The sequence below is a fragment of the Arthrobacter humicola genome, from assembly GCF_039531445.1.
In the GTDB taxonomy this organism is placed as follows: Bacteria; Actinomycetota; Actinomycetes; order Actinomycetales; family Micrococcaceae; genus Arthrobacter; species Arthrobacter humicola.
In genome coordinates, this window is record NZ_BAAAQB010000037.1 from 311264 (window position 1) to 333843 (window position 22580).

Annotated in this window: 15 protein-coding genes; 7 read left to right on the forward strand and 8 right to left on the reverse strand. The window is 66.2% G+C overall.

Translation table 11 applies throughout. The annotated features are described in order from the left end of the window. Positions 1 to 57: 57 nt before the first annotated feature. Positions 58 to 1536, reverse strand: a complete 1479-nt coding sequence (locus ABD243_RS14505; RefSeq protein WP_344367065.1) for a sugar phosphate isomerase/epimerase family protein — start codon at positions 1534 to 1536, stop codon at positions 58 to 60. Positions 1537 to 1566: 30 nt separating this feature from the next. Beyond that, positions 1567 to 2859, reverse strand: a complete 1293-nt coding sequence (locus ABD243_RS14510) for a C-glycoside deglycosidase beta subunit domain-containing protein (protein ID WP_344367158.1) — start codon at positions 2857 to 2859, stop codon at positions 1567 to 1569. 178 nt (positions 2860 to 3037) lie between these two features. On the opposite strand from ABD243_RS14510, the gene ABD243_RS14515 reads away from it, so the two are divergent. Together ABD243_RS14515 and ABD243_RS14520 are read left to right on the forward strand one after the other, a co-directional pair. Next, positions 3038 to 3595 carry a hypothetical protein gene (locus ABD243_RS14515; RefSeq protein WP_344367067.1) on the forward strand — a complete coding sequence of 186 codons (558 nt, stop codon included), beginning with the start codon at positions 3038 to 3040 and terminating at the stop codon, positions 3593 to 3595. Next, positions 3592 to 6453, forward strand: coding sequence for an ATP-binding cassette domain-containing protein (locus ABD243_RS14520; RefSeq protein ID WP_344367069.1), 2862 nt, complete (start codon positions 3592 to 3594; stop codon positions 6451 to 6453). The genes ABD243_RS14515 and ABD243_RS14520 overlap by 4 nt, the downstream gene beginning before the upstream one ends. Here the strand turns inward: ABD243_RS14520 and metH are convergent. Further along, the gene (gene metH / locus ABD243_RS14525; protein WP_344367071.1) at positions 6443 to 10093 is read right to left on the reverse strand and encodes a methionine synthase; all 3651 of its coding nucleotides are present in this window, start codon (positions 10091 to 10093) and stop codon (positions 6443 to 6445) included. The genes ABD243_RS14520 and metH overlap by 11 nt on opposite strands. A 194-nt stretch (positions 10094 to 10287) precedes the next feature. Between metH and ABD243_RS14530 the strand changes: the two genes are divergently transcribed. The 3 genes from ABD243_RS14530 to ABD243_RS14540 all read left to right on the forward strand — a co-directional run bounded on the left by ABD243_RS14530 (position 10288) and on the right by ABD243_RS14540 (position 13783). Then, a complete protein-coding gene (locus ABD243_RS14530) occupies positions 10288 to 11064 on the forward strand; it encodes an electron transfer flavoprotein subunit beta/FixA family protein (protein WP_344367073.1) in 777 nt (258 codons plus the stop codon). Between the two features lie 11 nt (positions 11065 to 11075). Then, positions 11076 to 12059, forward strand: a complete 984-nt coding sequence (locus ABD243_RS14535; protein WP_344367075.1) for an electron transfer flavoprotein subunit alpha/FixB family protein — start codon at positions 11076 to 11078, stop codon at positions 12057 to 12059. Between the two features lie 512 nt (positions 12060 to 12571). Then, the gene (locus ABD243_RS14540) at positions 12572 to 13783 is read left to right on the forward strand and encodes a cytochrome b/b6 domain-containing protein (protein ID WP_344367077.1); all 1212 of its coding nucleotides are present in this window, start codon (positions 12572 to 12574) and stop codon (positions 13781 to 13783) included. Positions 13784 to 13807: 24 nt separating this feature from the next. Here ABD243_RS14540 and ABD243_RS14545 read toward each other — a convergent pair whose 3' ends face one another. The 4 genes from ABD243_RS14545 to ABD243_RS14560 all read right to left on the reverse strand — a co-directional run bounded on the left by ABD243_RS14545 (position 13808) and on the right by ABD243_RS14560 (position 18625). Beyond that, positions 13808 to 14491: a response regulator gene (locus tag ABD243_RS14545; protein WP_344367079.1), complete on the reverse strand. Its 684-nt coding sequence runs from the start codon at positions 14489 to 14491 to the stop codon at positions 13808 to 13810. Continuing rightward, entirely contained in the window at positions 14484 to 15881 is a 1398-nt protein-coding gene (locus ABD243_RS14550) for a sensor histidine kinase (RefSeq protein WP_344367081.1), read from the reverse strand. The genes ABD243_RS14545 and ABD243_RS14550 overlap by 8 nt, the downstream gene beginning before the upstream one ends. Positions 15882 to 16163: 282 nt before the next feature. Next, positions 16164 to 16997: a sulfurtransferase gene (locus tag ABD243_RS14555; protein WP_344367085.1), complete on the reverse strand. Its 834-nt coding sequence runs from the start codon at positions 16995 to 16997 to the stop codon at positions 16164 to 16166. Positions 16998 to 17188: 191 nt separating this feature from the next. Continuing rightward, positions 17189 to 18625 carry an MFS transporter gene (locus ABD243_RS14560; protein WP_344367087.1) on the reverse strand — a complete coding sequence of 479 codons (1437 nt, stop codon included), beginning with the start codon at positions 18623 to 18625 and terminating at the stop codon, positions 17189 to 17191. Between the two features lie 437 nt (positions 18626 to 19062). Here ABD243_RS14560 and ABD243_RS14565 point away from each other — a divergent pair, with 437 nt between their 5' ends. After that, a complete protein-coding gene (locus ABD243_RS14565) occupies positions 19063 to 19545 on the forward strand; it encodes a sensor histidine kinase (protein WP_344367089.1) in 483 nt (160 codons plus the stop codon). Positions 19546 to 19690: 145 nt separating this feature from the next. Next, positions 19691 to 20524, forward strand: coding sequence for a hypothetical protein (locus ABD243_RS14570; protein ID WP_344367091.1), 834 nt, complete (start codon positions 19691 to 19693; stop codon positions 20522 to 20524). Between the two features lie 495 nt (positions 20525 to 21019). Here ABD243_RS14570 and ABD243_RS14575 read toward each other — a convergent pair whose 3' ends face one another. Further along, positions 21020 to 22504, reverse strand: coding sequence for an HNH endonuclease signature motif containing protein (locus tag ABD243_RS14575; protein WP_344367160.1), 1485 nt, complete (start codon positions 22502 to 22504; stop codon positions 21020 to 21022). Positions 22505 to 22580 lie beyond the last annotated feature (76 nt).

The window sequence follows — 22580 nt, forward strand, 5'->3', positions numbered from 1 at the left end:
TCGATGCCCGCCCATTTCTGGACGGGCATCGAGGCTATGGGACGTTCGGTTGCAGCGTCAGGCTGATGCCAGCGCCGTCCGCATGCTCTTGCGGATGAGGTCGTGCTGCTGACGGACCAGCAGCAGCGGATCCACCTCGCCGAGCTCGGCGAAGGCGTGGCCTTCCCACTCGCTGGACCAGTAGCCTCGGTAGCCGCCTTCTACGAATACGCGGACCAGTTCCGGATAATCGATGGCCGGCTCGTTGCCCTGGTCATCAATGTCGTAGAACTTCGCGTGGACGTGCATGATTTGCGGCATGATGTCAGCCCACTCCTGGGGGCTGACATGGCCGTGCATGTTAAAGGCCAGGTGGGCGAAGGACCCAAGCCGGGCAGGATCGAAGTCGCGTCCGCGCAGGTAGGCAATGAACTCCTCCTGCCGCACCCGCATCGGGGCGTCAGTGGCCCAGATAGCCTGCAGTCTTTGGACGGCTTCGTCGTCCAGCCCGGCACGGCGGACGGCACGCAGGAGCGTGGGAGACATGCTGTGCATGGTCGAGGAGAAGTCAGCTACGAAACCCAACAGTGGCGAATCAAGCTCCGCATAAACGTCGCGGACCTTCATGATCTCCGGCGAGTTGGGCCCCAAGGGGGCATGGATCTCGTAGGCAAGTTTGAGTTCGAGGTCCTCGGCGAGCGGCAGGAGCCGGCGAAGAAGCTCCGGCTTCGCACTCTGGATGCGGACGAGCGGGAAACCCAGCTTCTTGGCGCCGCGGAAGAGCGTCTGCGTGAACTCGTACTCTTCGTCCGGGGTCATGTCACGGTCACGGCGCCTGCCCATATCCAGGTTGGCGCCAAAGGAGCTGGCCGTGAAACCGTGTTTGTCGAAGGCCTCCTGCCACGAGCGCGCGAAGTCGTCCGTCACGTTGGGATAGGTAGGCAGGACCTGAGAGGCCACGATCTCGATCCCGGGGCCGATGCCCAGCTCCGCCACCCGGCTCAGCAGGCCGTCGAAGTCGTACCAGCCGGCGCGGAATTCGGCACTTGCCGAGTAGAGGGTGAGCCCGAGGGCGAAAGGATCCCCCTCAGCTTTGGGCGGAGGCGGGGTGACCGCCGTCGTCAGCTCCGGGGCCGCCGCCGCCTTGTCCGTGACGGTCAGCTCCAATGTCTGGTTGACGAAATTGGGGACGTACATGCCGGGACCGCCGTCCTGGCCGGGGGCAATCTGCATGTAGGGCAGGCGCAGCTCACCGATGATCTGGATTGTGTGCTGCTCGCCCAAGGCAACAGGACTCTCCGTTTTGGCAATGAGCAGAGGATGTTCCTGGAGGAACCAGAGAGTTTCGCTTTGCGCGGGCAGGTCCGGGAGCGCATAGCGGATACCGTCCAGTTCCAGGGTCAGGTCCCCGGCGGGGATTTCCCGGCCGTCGACCATGAGCCGGAGGCTGGAGACCGAGGAGAGCCACAGGCTCCGGTACCACGGAAGCGTCAGGGCCAGCGCGAGGCCCTCGGGGTGGGTGCGGAGGCTTGCATCGTCAAGAAGTCCGTTTGGCATGGTTGTCTCTTTGCTGGGAGGTGGGATGGGTTAGGTAAGTCCGCCGGCGATGCGGCGGATCAGGGCGTGTTGGCGCCGCACCTGCTCGATGGCACGCCAGGGAGTGCGTTCGCCTTCGTATTCGCTGGAGAGGTAACCGGTGTAACCGGAGCCCTTGAGGGCCTGGAGCACGGGCAGCCACGGAATCTGCTGGTCTTCCAGCAGCTCGTTGATGTCGTGGAACTTCGCCTGGACGAACACAACGTACTGTGCGATATCCGCGAAGTCGGCGGGATTGACGCCAATGCCGTCAAGGAAGGCGGGCCGTGTCTCGCGGGTTTCCCCTTCGCGCAGCGGGATGGGCCGGTCCTGGAAGATCCCGGTATCGATGAGGAGCCCGAAGTTCTTGGTGCCCGTCCGCTCGATGAGCGCGATGTAGTCCTCGACGACGGGGTGTTTGATGGGCGTTGGCGAGTGGATTTCCGGGCAGATGATGATCCCCAGTTCGTGGGCCAGATCAAGGGAGCGTTCCACGGACTCGGTCCAGATGGGGTCCGGGACCAGGTCGCTGGACACGACGCCGATCTTGGGGCGCACGAACCCGAAACCCAATTGGCTGGCAAGCCGCAGGTCCCGCTGCAGGGCATCGGCGCCCTCGGCAACGGTCATGCTCCGTCCCGGGTGCAGACGGGTGTCAATCCAGGAGCCGTAGTTCGTGGGCTCCAGCGAGTACTTCTCCAGGAGGCCGAACCAGCTGTCGATCCAGGCGGGGGACGGTTCAGGATAGCCGGGGATGTGGCCCTCGCCGAGGATCTCGACGCCGGTGGCGCCCACGTCCGCGACGGCGGCCAGCGCCGTTTCCAGGTCCATGACCGTGCCGTAGTCACCCATGAAGCTGTACAGGGAAACGCCGTAGCGGAAGGTGCCTTCGCGGCCTTCCGGCGCGAGCGTCACCTTGCGGCTGGTCCGGTGCACGGTGGGCTGGTGCTCCAGCGGGATATAGGACATGCGCAGCCGCAGCTCGATGGAGAGCTCGTGGACGCCCTGGGGGAGGCCGCCGTCGAGCGGTACGGTCACCACGGCCGCTTCTTCAAGGGGCCAGCGCACGCCGTCGCTGTCCCAGAGCTGCTGCAGGGTGTAGGTCCGCTCACCGAACGTCCAAAGCGGAACGTCAGGTCCGACGTCGACGATGGTGCCAACGCGAACGGCGATGCCGTCGATGAGGGACGCGGCCATGCCCCGGTAGGAAGGCATTCGAACCCGGAACTGAAAGCCGGTTACACGTCCGCCGTCCTTTACGTTGCGGAAGCCGACGGACTGGATGAGGTCTCTTTCGAGAAGCATCATTGCTCACTCTCTCTAGGTGCAGAATCCAGAGTAACAATCATTCCGTCACTTTTATACTTAAGTTAGCGTATATTCGACAAAACTGCGGCTCCCGCGACCTTGATTCATGAGGGGCCTCACGTCACACAACGCGACGGCATCCGGTTCCGGACAGGCAACGCCCTACCCTTGACAGGTGACTTTGACTCGAATCCGCACCGCCGCCGCGAGCTCCTTCGCCGCCGCAGGTCTCCTGTTTTCCCTCGCCGCCTGTTCGACGCCGGCCGCCACCCAGCCCACCTCCTCTGCACCGGCTTCCCCGGCAGCAACTTCCTCCAGCGCCGCCTCCGAGCCCTGCACCGGCGTGAAGGTCATCACCGATTCGGGCGCCCTGAAGCAGGCTGCCGCTGACACGTCCGTTTGCGTTCCCGTGGACGCTCCGACTCTCGCCTCCAAGGTGCTCGAAGATGCAAAGGTGAAGGTCGAGGGCACTGCCGCATATCCCAAGGAACTGGTGTGCCGTGTGAACGGTGTACCCGCCGCAGACTTCGACATCGCCCACAAGGGCGGCACGTACCGGGAAGATTGCAGCAAGATGCCCGCCGCCTTTGCCTACTGGGCTCTCTGGGTCAAGCCGGCCTCCGGCGCCTGGGCATACGCGCAGGAAGGCCTCGGCACCCTGAAGGTCAGCCCGGGAGAGAGCCTGGAACTGCTCTTCACGGTCGACGACGCACCGGCCGCACCCGCAGCATGACCTTTCGACCCGCGCCGTTACGCGCAGCGGCGGCTCTCGCCGCCGTCTTCATCGCGGCGCGGGTCCTCTACCGCATTCTCTTCAACGGGGCGGGCACGGGTGAACCCGTCCTGCTGAACATGCCGCCGGTGCCGCTGCCTGCCCCGTATGCCCATGTGGTCCTCCTGGGCCCGGTAACGGCACCCGGCCTGTGGGCGGCGGTCCTGTCCGCCCTGCCGATCGCCGGAATGATCCTCGGCTTCGGCATGCTCAACGCCTGGGTGGACGTGGCCCGCGGCTTCCGGCACCTGGCCCGCGGCGGCCCCCTGCAGGGTACGGCCCGGACGCTTGTGGTGGCTTGGGCGGCGCTCCCGGCGCTCTCCGACGCAGTGACCTCCGTACGCCTGGCGTTCCGGTTGCGGGGCGAACGCTTCGGACCCCGAGCCCTTGTTCCCGTGCTCGAACGCACCCTCGAGCACGCGGGACGGGTGGCCGCGGCCCTGGAGTTGCGCGGCTTCGGCAGCCGGGCAGCACATCAGCCCGCCCCCGGTGCCGAAGCACCGGTTCTCATCCCGGACGCACAATTCCGCATTGGTGACACGCAGGTGCGCGTCACCGGGTTCACGCCGTCGAGCGGGTCAATGACGGTCATTACCGGGCCGACGGGCTCCGGCAAGTCCACGATCCTGCGAGGTATCGCGGGCCTCCTCTCCCACGTTGACGGTGGAGACATTTCCGGCACGCTGCACGTCGCCGGAACGGACCGTGCCGCCACGCCGCCGCGCGATACCGCCCGCCTCGTCGGCGTAGTGTTGCAGAATCCCCGCGCCGCATTCGCCACCACCCGGGTCCGGGACGAAATCTCCCTCGCACTTGAGCTGCGCGGCGTGGCTTCCGGTGTCGCCAAGGCCCGGGTGCTGGAGGTCGCGGAGCGCATCGGAGTGTCGGCGCTGCTGGACCGGAATGTCAGCACCCTCTCGGCGGGTGAGGCAACGCTCGTAGCCATCGCCGCCGCGGTGGTGGACCATCCGGTCCTGCTCCTGGTTGACGAGCCCCTGGCCGACCTTGACACCTCAGCACGCGGACGCGTCATCGCCGTCCTCGACGCCCTCGCCCGCGACGGGGATGTCTGCGTCATCGTGGCGGAGCACCGGGCGGACTCGCTCGTACCCGTTGCCGACTCGTGGTGGACCATTTACGAGGGCACGTTGGTGCCCGGTGTCGCGCCGTCCGCTTCGGCCCCGGCTGCTGCCTACCCAATGCCTGTTCCGGAAACGGGGCATGCACCCGTACTTACTGCGACAAACCTCGCGGTGCACCGCGAGGGCAAGCCGCTGGTGCGCGACGCATCCCTGGCCCTGCACCGCGGTGAAGTGGTCGCCCTGGTGGGGCCGAACGGGGCCGGGAAGTCGTCCCTCCTCGTGGCGCTCGCCCTGGGGGAAGGCACGCCCGGTGAAATCACAGTCGACGGCGGCCGCGTCGCCCTTGTGCCGGACGCCTCCGACGACCTCTTCACGAGGGACACCGTCGCGGCAGAGCTTGGAGCGGCGGAACGACGGCGGGACCGGGCGTCCCGTCGTTCCAACCGTCGCCGCCCGGGTAGTGACCGGCTTCCGCCAAGGCCGGCGGAATCGCGCCTTGCACGCCTGCGGGGAGACGTCCGGATGCCCATTGGACACGAGCATCCGCGGGATCTCTCTGCCGGGGAGCGCAGGATCCTTGCCATCGCCCTACAGACCACGGACGACCCGCAGGTACTCCTGATCGACGAGCCTACCCGCGGGCTCGATTACGAGGCACGCACAGCGGTCGCGGCGGCGCTCCGGGCCGCAGCGGACGACGGCGCGGCGGTCCTGATCGCCACCCACGACCTCGACTTTGCCCGCGGCCTCGGCGCCCGGATCCTCCCGATGCGCGACGGCGTCGCCCCATCATTCGTGACAGAAGCCGCCCCGGCCAGTGTCCCCACAACACAAAGCAGCACAGCACAACGCACCGCAGAACCACGGTTCATCGACCCACGGCCGGACAGTCCGGGTGCGGCAGCAAGAGTCCGCCACATCCGGATGCCGCGGGGCGTAGAGTTCGCAGTCCTCGCGTCCGCAAACCTTCTTGCCCTGGCAGCGTTCTGCTGGCCTTTGCTCGCCGCTGCCCTCCCGGAGGATGCCGCCGCGGCCCTCCCCTACGCGGCACTGGCCATCGCGCCGCTCGCCGCCGTCGCCGTCGTGGTGTCGCTCGACGGCTCGGTCCGCTCCGCGCATACGGTGGCGTTGCTCGGCGTGCTGGCCGCCATTGGCTCGGCGGTGCGGGTGGCGAGCACCGGCGTCGGCGGTGTGGAGGCGGTCTTTATCCTGCTGATCCTGGCCGGCCGCGCCTTCGGTGCCCGTTTCGGCCTGCTCCTCGGCGCCGCCACCATCGCCGTGTCCAGCGTCCTGTGGGGTGGCATCGGGCCCTGGTCACCGTTCCAGATCTTCGCCTGCGCGTGGGTGGGCGCCGGGGCAGGCCTGCTCCCCCGCAGGGTGCGCGGCAAAGCCGAGCTATGGATGCTGTGCGGCTACGGGGCCCTGGCGTCCTACGCGTTCGGCCTGCTGACCAATCTGTGGTTCTGGCCCTTCGCGGTGGGTGCCGGCACCGGCATTTCCTACGTGCCCGGCGCGCCGCTGGCCACCAACCTCAGCAGCTTCCTGCTATACACGCTCCTGACCTCGACCGCCGGATGGGACACCTTGCGTGCCATCACGACGATCATCGGAATCACCCTGGTGGGGCGGGCCATTCTCGCCGCACTCCGGCGGGTGAAGCCGGTCTCCAGCACGGGCGGACAGGCCGCAGTGGCCCACCCCGCCCAGAAGAGGGACAGGCTTCAACTCACACCTTGAAGTACTTCGCCTCCGGGTGGTGGAACACGAACGCGTCGGTGGACTGTTCCGGGTGCAGCATCAGCTCATCGCTAAGGACCACGCCCATCCGCTCTGGACGCAGCAGTTCCGTTACCTTGCGGCGGTCCTCCATGTCCGGGCACGCGGGGTATCCGAGCGAGAACCGCGCACCGCGGTAGTCGAGCTTGAACAGGCCGGCCTTGTCCTTGGGCTCCTCGGAAGCGAAGCCCAGCTCCGAGCGGATGCGCGCATGCCAGAATTCCGCGAGCGCCTCGGTGAGCTGCATAACCAGGCCGTTAAGTTCGTAGTAGTCGCGGTAGTGGTTTCCTTTGAACAGCTCGCCAGTCACCTCGTCGATCTTGGAGCCGGCGGTGACCAGCTGCACCGGCAGCACGTCCACCTGTCCCGATTCGCGCGAGCGGACGAAGTCGGCGAGGCACAGGTGCCGGTCGCGGCGCTGGCGCGGGAAGTCGAAGCGCAGCCGCTCGGTGCCGATCGGGCCGCCTGAGCCGCCGTCGGGGGCGAGCAGTCCCGCGGTGCCGAGGACGCCGTCGCGGTCCTCCCCGTGGTGCAGCACCACCACCTGTTCCCCCTCGGAGACCACCGGGAAATAGCCGTACGCGACGGACGCGTCAAGCATTCCCTCGCCGAGGATGCGGTCCAGCCAGTACCGCAGGCGCGGCCGCCCCTCGCGTTCCACCAGTTCCTCGTAGGAGGCGCCGTCCTCGCCGCGGCCGGGCTTGAGCCCCCACTGCCCCATGAAGGTCGCCCGTTCGTCGAGGAAAGTAGCGTAGTCGTGGAGTGCGACGCCGCGCACGATGCGCGTGCCCCAGAACGGCGGCGAAGGCACGTGATTGTCGGAGGCGACGTCGGACCGGCCGGGCATCGCCTCCGGCTCGGTCACCGTGAACTTCGGGCCGCCTTTATGGATCCGCTTCTTCAGCGGCGGAAGGCCGACGGCGTCCGGGTCGGCGCCGCGGGCCACCTGCACCAGGGGCTCCATGAGTGCCAGGCCCTCAAAGGCGTCCTTGGCGTACCGGACGGTTCCTTCAAACTGCTCCGCCAGGTCCTGCTCCACGTAGGCGCGGGTCAGGGCTGCGCCGCCGAGGATGATTGGCCATTTCTTCGCGAGCCCCCGGGACTGCAGTTCGGCGAGGTTTTCCTTCATCACCACGGTGGACTTCACCAGCAGGCCGGACATGCCGATCACGTCGGCGTTGTGCTCCTCGGCTGCGGCCATGATCTCGGCGATCCCCTGCTTGATGCCGATGTTGATCACTTTGTAGCCGTTGTTGGTGAGGATGATGTCCACCAGGTTCTTGCCGATGTCGTGCACATCGCCGCGCACGGTGGCGATCACCATGGTGCCCTTGCCGGAGGAATCCGACTTCTCCATGTGCGGCTCGAGCAGGGCAACCGCATTCTTCATCACCTCGGCGGACTGCAGCACGAAGGGCAGCTGCATCTCGCCGGCGCCGAAGCGTTCGCCAACCACCTTCATGCCTTCGAGCAGCTGGTCGTTGATGATGCCCAGCGGGGTCATGCCTTCGGCGCGCGCCAGGTCGAGGTCCTCTTCGAGGCCCTTGCCTTCGCCGTCGATGATGCGCCGCTGCAGGCGTTCGCCGGTGGGCAGCGCGGCGAGTTCAGCGGCGCGCTGGTCCTTGAGCGCTGCGGTGTCGACGCCGGCGAACAGGTCCAGCATGCTGTTCAGGGGGTCGTACGTGACATTGCCGTCGGCGTCGTGTTCGCGGCGGTCCCAGATGAGGTCCAGCGCCACCTTGCGCTGCTCTTCCGGCAGCGACGCGAGCGGCACAATCTTGGCGGCGTCAATGATGCCGCTGGTCAGGCCCGCCTGCACGGCCTCGTGCAGGAACACCGAGTTCAGGGCCATGCGCGCTGCCGGGTTCAGGCCAAAGGACACGTTGGAGACGCCGAGAGTGGTCTGGATACCGGGATATTTCGTGGTGATCTGGCGGATGGCCTCGATCGTTTCGATGCCGTCCCGGCGGGTTTCTTCCTGGCCGGTGGCGATGGGGAAGGTCAGGCAGTCGACGATGATGTCCTCGACGCGCATGCCCCATTCGCCCACCAGGGCGTCGACGAGGCGCGAGGCGATGGCCACCTTGCCCTCGGTTGTGCGTGCCTGGCCGTGCTCGTCGATGGTCAGGGCGATCACGGCGGTGCCGTGTTCCTTCACGAGCGGCATGATGCGCGCGAAGCGGCTGTCCGGGCCGTCACCGTCCTCGTAGTTGACGGAGTTGACCACCGGGCGTCCGCCGATGAGTTCGAGCCCGGCCTGCAGGACGGGTGGTTCGGTGGAGTCGATGACCAACGGGAGGGTGGAGGCCGACGCGAAACGTGAGACGACCTCCTTGATGTCGGCCACGCCATCGCGCCCCACGTAGTCAATGCACACATCGAGCAGGTGCGCGCCGACACGGACCTGCTCGCGGGCGATATCGACGCAATCGTCCCAACGCTCGTCGAGCATTGCCTGGCGGAACGCCTTCGAACCGTTCGCGTTGGTGCGCTCGCCAATCGCGAGGTACGCAGACTCTTGGTCGAACGGCACATGATGGTAGAGGGACGCGATGCCGGCTTCACGCTCGGTGGGAACGCGGCTGCCGTCGGCGCCCCTCCCGCCGCTGGTGACAGCGACGCTGGCGCGCAAGGGCGCAAGACGCTCGACGACGGCGGCCATGTGCTCCGGCGTCGTACCGCAACATCCGCCCACGAGGCCCAGGCCGAATTCCCGCACGAACTGCTCGTGCGCGGTGGCGAGTTCGGTGGGTGAGAGCGGGTAGTGCGCGCCGTTGGCACCAAGGACGGGCAGGCCGGCGTTGGGCATGCAGGCGATGGCTACGGTGGACTGCTTGGAGAGGTGGCGCAGGTGCTCGCTCATCTCATCCGGGCCGGTGGCGCAGTTGAGGCCGATGGCGTCGACGCCGAGCGGTTCGAGGGAGGTGAGCGCGGCGCCGATCTCGGAGCCCATCAACATGGTTCCGGTGGTTTCGACGGTCACCTCGACGAAGATCGGGAGCCGGATGCCGCGGGTGACGATCGCCTGCTTGCAGCCGTTGACCGCGGCTTTGGTCTGCAGGAGGTCCTGGCTGGTCTCGATGAGGAAGGCGTCCGCTCCCCCGTCGATGAGGCCCTCGGCCTGCAGCGCGAAGGTCTGTTTGAGGTAGTCGTAGCTGGTGTGGCCGAGGCTGGGGAGCTTGGTGCCCGGCCCCATCGAGCCCAGTACCCACCGCATCCGCCCGTCTGTTTTTTCTGCCGCTTCGGCACGGTCCCGGGCGATCTCCGCGCCCTTCCGGGCGAGCTCTTCGATCCGGTCATCGATGCCGTAGTCGGAGAGGTTGGACCAGTTCGCGCCAAAAGTGTTCGTTTCGACCGCATCGATACCCACGGCGAAGTACGCGTCATGAATGTCCGCGAGAACATCCGGACGCGTCGCATTGAGGATCTCGTTGCAGCCTTCAAGGCCCAGGAAGTCGTCCTCGAGCGACAGCTCACGCCCCTGCAGCATGGTGCCCATCGCTCCATCGGCAATGACGACCCGGTGGTTCACTGCATCCAGCAGCTCCTGCGAACGGACTGGGCGGGGGACGGACTCAATATCAAGCGCAAAACGAGGCATCTAAACAGACTACGGGCGGGGCAGTATGCAGGGCGCTGTATTTCCATGTACTACGACGGCGGGGGTCGCCTTCCTGAGACCTTCGAGTCACGACACGGGCCCGATCAGTCAGGAAGGGCCTCACTTTCGTAGACTCGATGGAGATCCGACCCGTCTCCTCTGTAGAGACAAGCCCGCCACAGGAAGAGCCATCGATGAAGATTGTCGTTCTAGTAAAGGAGGTCCCCGATACCTACGGGGACCGAAAACTGAACCTGGAAACAGGCCTCGCCGATCGGGAAGCCAGCGAAGCAGTCATTGATGAGATCGGTGAGCGGTCCTTGGAGCTGGCACTGACGTACGCCGACGCGCACGAGGGCACCGAGGTCGCAGTCCTCTCCCTCGCTCCCGAGGGTGCGACGGCAACGATCCGCAAGGGGCTTGCGATGGGCGCGGGGAGCGCCATCCACGTCTCTGACGAGGCGCTCCGGGGTGCGGATCTGGGACTTACCGCCGAAACTCTCGCAGCAGCGATCCGTCGCGCCGGGTTTGACCTCGTGATCACCGGCAACGTCTCCACCGACGGATCCGGCGGGATGATTCCCGCGATGCTCGCAGAATTGCTCGACGTGCCGCACGCTACCGGCCTCAGCTCCGTGGAAATCAGCGACGGCGCGGTGTCCGGCACCAGGCCCGTTGAATCCGGCGTGCAGAAGGTGTCAGCGAACCTGCCCGCGGTGATTTCCATTACCGAGGCGCTTCCCGGCGCGCGCTTCCCGAACTTCAAAGGAATCATGGCCGCGAAGAAGAAACCCCTTGAGGTGCTTACCCTCGCAGACCTCGGGATCACGGCCGACAACCCGGAGGCGGCGCATTCGATCATGCTGACCATTGCAGAGAAGCCCCCGCATGCGGCGGGCGTAAAGATCATTGACGAGGGTGACGCCGGCGAGAAGCTCGCTGACTTCCTTGTCGAAAACCGACTGGCTTAGGGAGAAACGACATGACTGAATTCCCTCCTGACGCCATCCTCGTCGTCGTCGAAACCCGGGCAACCGGTGAACTCGAGAAGGCAGCACCCGGGCTGTTCGGCGCTGCCGCTGCGGTCGGCACGCCCATCGCCTTGGTTCTTGCCGCACCCGGCGCCGGCAGCGCCGCCGCTGCGGAGGCCGCGGGCCTGGGTGCCGCGCACGTATTGATCGCGGAAGCTCCGGATCCTTCCGTGCTCGGGCTGCCGGGCGTTGACGCCCTTGCCGCCGCCGCGGAGCAGGTGCAGCCGGACGCGATCCTGATTTCGCATTCTCTGAACGGGCGCGACCTCGCCGGCCGTTACGCTGCCCGCACGCGTGCAGCGGTTTCTGCCGATGCGGTCGGTGTGTCCCGTGATGACGAGGGCGTCGTCGCCCACCACTCCGTCTACGGCGGTGCCTACAATGTGACGTCATCGTCCACGTTCGGGGCGCCGGTAATCACGGTTCGGCAGGGCTCCATCGATGCCCGGGCTGCGGCTCAGCCGGAAGCCTCGGAGACCTTGACCGTGACGCGCTCCGAGAAGCCGGCCGCGCGGATCGACTCGTTCGAGGAGGCGGTTGCCGCCACCTCGCGGCCGGAGCTGCGTGGTGCCGCGAAGGTTGTCGCGGGTGGTCGCGGCCTCGGGTCGAAGGAGCAGTTCGCACTGGTCGAACAGCTCGCCGATGCGCTCGGTGCTGCCGTTGGTGCTTCGCGTGCCGCAGTGGATGCGGGCTACATCCCGCAGTCGCAGCAGGTCGGCCAGACCGGGGTTTCGGTGTCATCGCAGTTGTATATCGCGCTGGGCATTTCCGGCGCGATTCAGCACCGGGCCGGCATGCAGACCGCGAAGACGATCGTCGCCATCAACAAGGATTCAGACGCGCCGATCTTCGAGATCGCCGACTTTGGTGTGGTCGGCGACCTCTTCAAGGTTGTGCCGCAGCTGATCAGCGCGCTTGAGGCTCGGAAGAAGTAGTCATGGCAACTTTTTCTCGGTCTGTTCGGCGGGGCCTGCCGCGCGTCGAAGGTGGTGAGCCCTGGCCCGCAGCAGGCCAGGCGCCCGCACGCATTGTGACGGCAGGAGCGGCGGCCCGGTCCGCGTCTGTTTCCGGGGAGGGATCGGTCACCGCCGCGCCCTCCGCCCCCGCACCCTCCGCCCCCGCTGCTGCCGCTGCCCTGGAAACGCCACCGGCGGCATTGTCCGCTCCGGTCCCGGCAGTGAACCCAGGCGCCGCTGTGGCGCGGCCGCTTCGCCGCGGCCTGCCGCGCGTGCCGGGCGGCGAGCCGTGGCCGCCCGCGGGCGAGGCTCCGGTGTCAGAGGGGGCTCGGTCCGGGGCTCCCGCCGCAGGCGCCACGCCCGCGCCGGTCACAGATGTTGCTGCGGCTGCAATAGCGGCAGAGGCGGCGACGGCGGCTGCAGTAGCGACGGCGCCGACGTCGACGGCGCTTCCAGCTGTTCCGGCCACCGCACCCGCCGCACCCGCGGCAGTGACGCTGGGAACCACTTCGCTGCGTCGCGGGCTTCCCCGCGTCCCCGGTGGCGAACCGTGGCCGCCGGCTGGACTCGCTCCGGCGGTCGCCGCCGCCCCTGCGGCGCAGGCCGTTCCCGAACACGTTGCCCAGGCCCCGGCCCCGGCCGCCAGCGTGGTGGAGGCCGTCGCCGAGGCTGAGCCCTCGGCAACGGCGAGTGCACCCGCGGCCGCGGCCGCCCCGGCAGCGGCGGCACACGCCGTCGTCGCCCCGGCGGCACAGCCCGTCGTCGCCGCTGAAAAGCCCGTCAGGCCAAAAACCGAGGCCAGGCTCTACGGGTCGCGTACCCGCGGGCAGTGGATCAAGCTCGTCGTGCTCCTCGCGGTCGGCGCCGTGGCCGCCGCAGGGATTCTAGTGCTCGCCGCGCGCGGCGTGACGACGCTGCCGGGCGTGCCGGAGTTCCTCGAGAGGTACCCGGGCGCGTATCCCCTGCCCGACACGGTGGAGCCCGGCTTCCCCTGGTGGGCGCAGTGGGCGCACTTCTTTAACATCTTCCTGATGGTGCTCATCATTCGCTCCGGCTATCAGGTGCGCACTCAGCAGAAGCCGCCGGCGTTCTGGACGCCGAAGCGCGGTGGCAAGAAGATCAGCATCAACTTGTGGCTGCACCAGTCGCTCGACATTTTGTGGCTTGTCAACGGACTCATCTTTTTGGTGCTGCTGTTTGCCTCGGGACGCTGGATGCGAATCGTCCCGACCAGCTGGGAGTCGGTCCCAAACGCACTCTCCGCGCTCCTGCAGTACATGACACTCGACTGGCCCGTTGAGAGCGGCTGGGTGAACTACAACAGCCTGCAGCAGATTATGTACTTCCTCGTGGTGTTCATCGCGGCCCCGCTGGCGGCGATCACGGGTGTGCGCATGAGCGAGTTCTGGCCGAAGGACGCGAAGAGGCTGAACAAGATCTACCCGGTGGAGGTTGCGCGCGCCATTCACTTCCCGACCATGCTGTTTTTTGTGCTGTTCATTCTCATCCACGTGTTCCTGGTGTTCGCGACCGGCGCGCTGCGCAACCTGAACCACGTGTTCGGCGGCACCGACGTGGTGAACTGGGTCGGATTCTGGCTCTTCGCGGCCGCAATCGCCATCACTGCGGCCGGGTGGTACGCCGCCCGCCCGCTCATCATCGCGCCAATCGCGAAGCTGTTCGGTCAGGTGAGCAGCCGCTAGGTTTCACCGGGCCGAATTGCCCGTTCAGGTGCCCAGCAGACGGCGTTCGTGGGCGAAGGCGACGAGCTGCAGCCGGGTTCGGAGCTCCAGCTTGTCCAGCACGCTGCGCAGGTGGGTCTTGATGGTTGCTTCGGAGACGAACAGGCTCTCCGCCATTTCGCCATTGCTGAGGCCTTTGGCCGCGAGCAGGAAGACGTCCCGCTCCCGCGCGGACAGGACGTTGAGGACCGACAGGTCCGGGCCCGCCGCGGGAGCACTGCGGGCCGCATGTTCAAACAGAGAGTGGATGGATCCTGGCGCGATGACCGAATACCCGGAGTGAACAGTGCGGATGGCTGCCAGGAGGAACTCCGGTTCCGCACTCTTGAGGAGATACCCGCTGGCCCCGGCCTGCACCGCCTGGACCACGGCCTGATCCCGGTTGAAGGTGGTCAGTGCGATGATTCTTGGCTTGTCGGTGCCCACAGCATCGGCGCGCTGCACAATCCGCCGGGTGGCCTCGACGCCATCCATGACCGGCATACGCAGGTCCATCAGCATGACGTCCGGACGACGTTCGCTTGCCAGGGCTACCGCCTGTTCCCCATCGTTCGCCTCTCCGGAGAGTTCCATGTCCTCCTGGCTCTCTATGAGCATGCGGATTCCTGCACGGAACAGAGGCTGGTCATCCACCAGGGCGACGGCGATGAGCGCCCCGGCATCAGCCACGGTCGTGCACTTCCCGGGCAATCGCTGCTTGCTGCAGTCCGATTGCGGCGAGCAGCGGCTGGGCTTCCGCATCCGCGATTTCCGTGAGGGAGCCCGGGGCTTCAGCGCAGACTGTATCGTCCGTTTCCCTCGCTTCCCGGGTTCCGTAGGGGACGAAGACCGTCACACGGAAGTGTTCGCCGTCGGGGCCGGCCGTGAGCCAGCCGCCGGCCAGATGGGCGCGTTCGCGCATGCCGGGAAGTCCCCGCCCGACCCGGGAGGAGGACGGATCGCCGGCGCCTGCTTGGCCGGGGTCTAGCGCCGAGGCCACGTGCAGGGTCAGGCCCGGGCCGCTCCAGTCAAAGTGGAGCCGCACGTCCGTGCCGCGCCCGCCATGTTTGAGCGCATTGGTCAGGCATTCCTGGACGATCCGGTAGACCGCCATCTGCTGGCCAGTTGAAAGTTCCACGGATGTCCCGGACTCGCTGCGGTGGACCTTCAAACTGCCGCGCTGCATCCCTTCGATGAGAGCCGGAATGTCGCTAAGTCGCGGCTGGGGCGTCACCATGCCGTCATCACGGACTCCCTCGATGACGCGTTGTGCATCGACCAGTGCGCTGCGGGCTGACCGGGCAATGGTGTCCAGGGCGTTGAGGACAGCTTTGGGCTGGTCCTTGCTCAGGTATCGGGTTCCGTCGGCTTGGGCGGCGATGACTGCCAGGGAATGGGCGAGGACGTCATGCAAGTCCCGGGCGATGCGCGTCCGTTCCTGCTCGACAATCAGGTCGATCTCGGTTTCCTTCAGGCTGCTCTGCGCCAGCTCCCGTGCCCGGAACAGGCTGCCCCGTTCCTGGTACAGCGCCAACAGAAGTCCGACGGCGGCGCAGGATCCGGCTATCAACAGGAGGAGTGCAAATAGCTGCCAGCCGTAGTCCTGAAGCATCCAGCGGTCGCCGGCGTACGCAGGAGGGTACCAGCCGACGCCGTTGCCGTACCTCCACGAGAGCATCAGGAACGCCATGATGGCAGCTGCGACCACGTTGGCGCCCGCAGCGATATAGCGCAGCCGCTGCGGTGCGGTCCACAAGATGAAGCCAAGAGCGACAAAGGAGCCCAGATAGATGGCCCAGTGATTGGAAGCCATCGGCGGCAGTGCATGACTTAGCTGTCCGGCAAGGAGTGCAACCGTGAACCCGAGGGACACCAGCGGCTTCCAGGAAGCTGTCGCAATGGCCAAGGTCATCAGCACCAGGGGCCAAGATCCAGACCAGCTGTCCAGACCCGTGTTGCTCACCCCGTACCCACCGGTCGGGCCCATTCGGCCGGCCTCGGCCACACACCACAGGGAGAAGAAGATGACGGCCGCCACGAGGGCGCCCCAACGCCGGACATATTTCAGAACTGGTTCCATGCCAGTCACCATATCCACGGCAATCACGCGCTTCTCTCCATTTGGCTGAGATCTCAACCTAAAAGCCAGAGGATTCATTCTTTGAGCCAGAAACTAGTGGCCACTGGCCACACGATACTTCCGTTCGGCGGTGAAAGGGGCGGAGCATTCGGGCCAGTGCTGAGAGAACTCCGGCTGATGGCGTATCTACGGCAGAAGAACTCGAGCGCCTGATCGCCCTCGGCGCGCGGCACAGAGAGATGTCGACCAAGAATCAGGGGTTCAGAAGTTTCAAGGCCCGCATCACGAGGTTTCCACCGGCGACTCGGGCATCCGTCCCCATTCAGCCCAGGAACCTTCGTAGACCCGGACGTCTTCACGACCCAGCAGATAGGTCAGCGCGAACCACGCCGTGCAGGCTCGGATACCGATAGTGCAGTACGGGATCACCTCGCGAGCGCCCGCGGGGTCTATCGGCGCAAATATCTCCCGCAATTCTTCGACGTTTCGGAACGCCCCGCCGTCGTCGCGCAAGGCGTCGATCGACAAGTGAACGGCCGAGGGAATGTGGCCGGCGCGACCTCCTGGTTCGAGTCCACCCGACGGCCAGAACCGCTCGCCCCGGAATTCAAGATCACTGCGCACATCCAGAATCGTGACCGAGGGGTCATCAATCGCGCTCTGCACCCGCGTCCGGTCGGCGCGGAGCCGTTCATCCTGGCCGGGCAGACGGTAGTCGGTCGTAGCCGGTGCGGGCACCTCCGTGGTCCACGGACGTCCGGCCTCTTGCCACGTGTCTCGAGAGCAGTCGAGAACGCGAACGTCGGTATGGCCGTAGAGCTTCATGAGCCAGAAGCCCATTGCCGGTCCATAGCCATAGAAGACCACTGTTGAGTCCGGGGCAATCCCGGAACCGGCGATCAGCTTTTGGACGGCGGCCGCATCGACGAGCTGGTAGTTGCCGTCCTTCAGGTCCCGGTAGACGTTCCACAGCACAGCACCCTCAATGTGCCCGCGGTCATAAGCCGTCGCATTCACGTCGATCTCAATCAGGCGAAGCCCTGGATCGTGCAGATGCTCCTCAAGCCATGGCGCATCGACGAGGACATCGCCCCCTGCATCGCCCGTATCGTACATCTCCGGACCTCCTGAAGTGCGTCAGGGAACGGGACGGAGCCCGCTCTTCGCTGAGAATCCGCACATTACTCCGCTTCCGGTCGATCCGGTACGGGCAGCGGCAATGACGGTGGCTGCCGGGCTGCAACTATGTGACCAGCGGGACCGGCGGCGGGCTCTCCCGCCCCGTCAAGGGCTCATCTGGCTCTGAATTACTCTCGCGCTGCTGCGTGGACCTGCTTGACGGGTTTTGTGGCGGGCATGCCGATGACGGCGACGACGGTGAGCACGGCGGCGATCAAGACGGCCAGGAAGACGGCGCAGGAGGCCGCGACGACTGTTTGGGGGTCCGTCTCGCCGTGCGGAGTGCCGGCGTAGACAGCGTTCGCTATCGCCCCGAAAACGGCGACGCCGATGGAGCTGCCGATCGACCGCGCGAACAGGTTGGTGCCGGTGACCACACCGCGCTCGTTCCATTCGACGCTCGATTGGGCGGCGATCAGTGTCGGGGTCGCGACGAGCCCGAGACCCAGCCCGACGATGAAGCAACTGCCCGCGACAAGCGCAACGCTGGGGACGGAGGCGGTGAGGGCAAGGACTGCTGTGCCGATGACGGTGACCGTGATGCCGATCAGGGCCGTATTCCGAAACCCGATCCGAAGATACAGGCGGCCCGATTGGGACGCGCTGATCGGCCAGCCGATGGTCAGGGCCGCCAAGGCGAGCCCGGCCAGGATCGGGGAGGTGGAGAGTGCTCCTTCGAGGAACGTGGGAACGTAAGAAGTGAGGCCAAGCATGACCGCTCCGACGCCGAAGGCGATCATCGCCGTCGTGGCCAGCAGCCGCCGGGACACCACCCACGGCGGCAGGACCGGCTCCGCCGCCCTCCGTTCAACCAGGAGGAACGCGGCGAACAAGAGGGCGCCGCCCGCGAAGACTGCAATGCTGATGGCGGAATCCCAGGCCCAGGCCTGGCCGCCCTCGAGGGCCCCGAGAATGAGCAGGGTGAGCGAAACTGTGAGCAGCCCCGCTCCCAGATAGTCGACCCGGTGCTGCACGCGCTCAATATTTTCGTGGAACGACCGGACCAGCATCCACCCTGCCACCAGGCACAGCGGGATGTTCACGAGGAAGATGCCACGCCAGATGCCCAGCGCGGCAAACACTCCGCCGAGCGTCGGGCCAACCACCGAGGAAACTGCCCACACGCTCGCAAGGTAGCCTTGCACTTTTGCCCGCTCTGCCAGCGTGTAGATATCGCCGGCGATGGTGATGGCCATCGGCTGGACCGCTCCGGCACCGAGGCCCTGCACCACGCGGAAGGCGATGAGGACCGGCATGCTCCAGGCGACGCCGCACAGGATCGAGCCGAGCAGGAACAGGCCAATTCCGATGAGCATGATCGGCTTGCGGCCGATGGTGTCGGAGAGCTTCGCGTAGACAGGTACTGACACGGCCTGCGCCAGCAGGTAGGCGGAGAAGAGCCACGGGAACGACGCGAACCCGCCGATGTCTTGCACGATCGACGGCACGGCCGTCGCCACCACGGTCGCATCGATCGCCACCAGACCCGTGGAGAGCATCAGGGCAATGAGGACAGGTCCGCGTTTGGAGCGGAAGCCGACTCCGTCGGCAGTCGATGTCGTCATGTGATCTCGTTCCCATCCGCGTGCAGGGCGCTTTGCGCGCAGAACCGGTTCCGGCCCCGACTGCATAACCGCACCCTTCACCGAATTAGTCCCCGACGCCCCTCATAACGCTCCCGACCGGACCGCTCAAGAGGCTCGCCGACGTCGGGAAGGCCGCCATGAACAAGCGGACGACGGCGGGACTTTGAGTTCTAGCGGTAGTTGCAGCACTCCGTGCGGCCGGCCTCACGTTCCGAAGCGACATCGTCGAAGGCCCAGGCGGTCAGCAGATCCTGCTGGAGGACCCGTCCGGAAATGTGGTCGAGTTATTCCAACCCGCAGGCACCTAAACACCGCGGGCCGGATGACCTCTGACAGGCAGACGACGGCGAGACATCCTGCCTCTGCTCTCGGCGCGTCACCGGAAAATGCCAACGGCACAGGCGCACAGTAAGAATATGAAATCACTACAAAGCGATGAAGTCGTCGCCGTACGTGGCGTCCTCACCGATACACACCCGGTCGATTTCCATGCCCTTGGACTGACCGGCGCAATTGACCGCCTGACCCTCCCCCTCCGCAAACGCGGCATCGTGGTGCATCTGGAGACTCCGCGCCACCGGATGGAAGTGGACCGACAGTCCGCAACTCTTCTGTACCGGGCGGCGCAGGAGCTCCTCAGCAATGTCTATAAGTTCGCTCAGGCATCAGTTGTCACCGTCCGGCTCAGCTGCGTCTCCCACGGCATGACCCACGGCATTCAGCTCAAAGTGACCGACAACGGCGGTGGTTTCGACGCACCGGCAGCCATGATTGGCCGGCACACCGGCATGGGGCTACGCCTTATGCGCCTGGCGGTGGACCTTGCTGGCGGAGAGGTGATGATCGATTCGTCCGCCGCCGCAGGAACATGTGTGACCATAACGCTGCCCCTGGACTAGCGCCGGCCCGTAGGCCGCAGCGGCATGAACCTTGCCCCCTCATCCGTGAGAAGCGTCACAAATAAATACGGCCGCAGCCGGGAGTGAGCCGCAGGCAGGTAAAGTTATCTGTTCGTAACATTACCTGACTGAAATGTGTTTGAAGATGCCTGCAGACTCCGCTAACGAAGACAAGCCGAAACAGCTCCTCGGGCTAAGCGGCACCCAGACTATTGGCTCGGCGTTGGCCGCGGTGACCTCTGCCTTCGTGGGGTCCTTCCTCGGCGTCGCCGGGACCCTTATCGGCGCCGCACTCGGCTCTATCGTTGCCACGGTGGGCGCCGCTCTCTATGCCCGAACACTCAGCTCGGCCGCCGCCGTGGCATTGAGGAAAATGCCCCAGCGACGCGTGGGTGGACTGCCCGCTGACGACGGCGACGTGCTGGCCGCCAGCGCTCCGGCCGAGAGACCTCGAGCCAAACGGGTGAGGATGCAGTTCACCCCCAAGACCTGGATCAAGGTCGGGGCGGTCAGTGCTGCCGCATTCGTTATCGCGATGGTCGGGGTCACTGCATTCGAATTCGGAACCAATAAGCCCATCTCCAGCCTTGTCTCGTCGACGTCGAGCATCGAGGGTGGTGTGGCCGGGCCCACGACGACGCTGGGCACAGCGCTGAGCGGCACTCCGACCGCCCCGGACAAAACGGACGCATCCACCAAGGACGTGAAGGACGCGCCTGGGCAAGTCGCGCAAGTGCCGGGGCAAGTCCAGGAAGGCGCCAACAAAAAAGATGGCCTGACCACGGACGGTAGCCCCAGTGGCGCGGACAGCGGCTCGGCCGGAACCGCAGTGCCGGGAGCCGGCCAACCAAGCGTCACCATGCCGGCGGACGTCGTCCCCGAAACCGGCCAGAGCCCGGACCCCGCCCCCACGACCGAACCGACCCCGCAGCCCGAGGTGTCCTCGAGTTCGAAAACGGCCCAGCAGCCCGCACCGTGATGGCGAAGTGAGGGCGGGGCCGACAGGAACCTGATCCTTCAGGGCCGTGCTTAGGTTTGAACAGCCACCCGGCACCGGTCCACCTCGCCCGGGGCACCTAACCTGTTAGTGATGGTGGGCCAGGGCGGCTGTGTTGTCGCGGCTAACTCATCCGGCGGGGATTACCGGATTCTCAGCGGTCAGCCCGCGCCCTGGCCTTCGCGGGCCACTTCTTCCAGAATCCTGGCTGTCGGCGCTGCCGTCATCAGCTGCCCTATCACTCCGACGCATACGGCCCGGCCGAACTTCACTACCTCGGCGCGAGATTGTGGCGCACCGCAATCACCAAGGTAGTGAGCGGATGGATCGACGACGACGACTGTTCCGACGCAGACGCCCGCAGGATTGTGCAACTCGTCGCACACGAGAACGCCCACCGTGTGTACGTGCTCCCCTGGGCATCGGAGCATGGAGGGGCGTCGGAGCATGGAGCGCCGAATCTAGGAAGCGCCGATCCTACGCCGCGATGAACAGTGCCCAGCCGGGAAAGGGATCCACCGGTAATGGCGGCTCGGTCTCGCCGGGTCCGACGGCACCGGCAAGTACGTCCGGCCATTCGGGCGGATCCGTTTCCCAATCGGGCGGTTCCAATTCCCAGTCGGGCGGTTCCGCCGCGGGGCCTTCACCGGCGTCCCCGAGGGACTGCGGCCAGTGTGGCGGTTCCCAGTCTTGTTGTTCGCTGGGATACGAGCGTCCCGCGGGTGAGATCCAGCCGGGTGGCTGGTCCCGGGTGGCGTCGACCGGCCTCCATGCTGTGGTGTGTCTGAGACGGTGGTGCCGCCGGCATGGCTGACCCAGGTTGGTGATGCCGGTGCCGCCTCCCTCGGACCAGGCCAACACGTGATCCGCTTCGTTATCCAGAGAATGGTTATTGCAGCCTGGAAAAGGGCACCGGCCATCCCGAAGCCGCAACCATTGGCGCATCGCCTTCGGAACCCGGTAACTGGTCCGCCCGATCTCCAGCGGCGCTCCATTGCGCGGATCGGTCAGCACACGCAGGAACGATCCGGCCCCATCCCCCACAAGCCGACGGGCCATGGTCGGAGGAATGGGACCATACCCGTCCAGCGTGGCCGGTTCCGACGCGGCGCCTAAAAGAGACAGCGCCGGCACGGTCACCAGGACCTGCGCCTTGGGTGACGGAGTTCCTTCCGCCACCCCCGCCAGCAGCCAGTCAGCGGCGACGTCCGCACGGAGCTGGGTAAGGGTCCGGGATTCATTCGGCCCCTGCAGGGCACGCGCCGCCTCCGTGGCACGGGACCATACACCCACCGCCACATCAGCAGTCAGATAGGCCGAGAGCCAGGCCATGCCGTCCCGGTCCGGCACATATTCCAGCCGACGGTCCTCCTCACCCTTGCGGTGCCGCGCTTCGATGCTGACAGGATGGTGCAGCTCACGCCATCTGCGCGCTTTGGCCCGGAACCTGCCCGGAACTAGCTCCCCTGCCGGGCAGCCGCGCGCGGCAAAGTCAGCTTCGGGGTCCAGGAAATGAGCCTCCAAAGCAGCGCCCGCGGCGGGATCCAGCCCGGACGTTTCATCACACATCACCCGCGCGTGTTGCCAGGAAATGCTTCCTGCCTGCAGCGCAGACAGCGTGAGGGGCAACCTGGTGGTCAATTTGGCTGACTCAGCCAGGAGCGCCGCCGCCGATCTTTCACTCACGGTCAGGACACAGGCCACCTCTGCTGTCACCGCCATTTCCTGGGCGGTGCGCTCCTGCGGGGAAACGGCCGGGGACGCCATGGCGGCGGCAGCGCGGGCATATCCGGCGGCGAAGTGCACTTTCAGCGCGGCAAGCCTGGCCTCCATGCGGCCTACCTCAGCCATGCCGTCCAGGCACGCGTCCGCTTCGTCCCGGAGAAAGTCAGTGTCAGTCGAGGCGGGGTTCCCGGCTCCGCGACCGGCACATGCAGCCATCGCAGTGAGGGAGGCCTCCATGGCCTCCAACGTCTCCGCAGCTGCTCTGCTTTCCACACTCACAGCATATGAGGAGGCACTGACAATAACGCCGGCG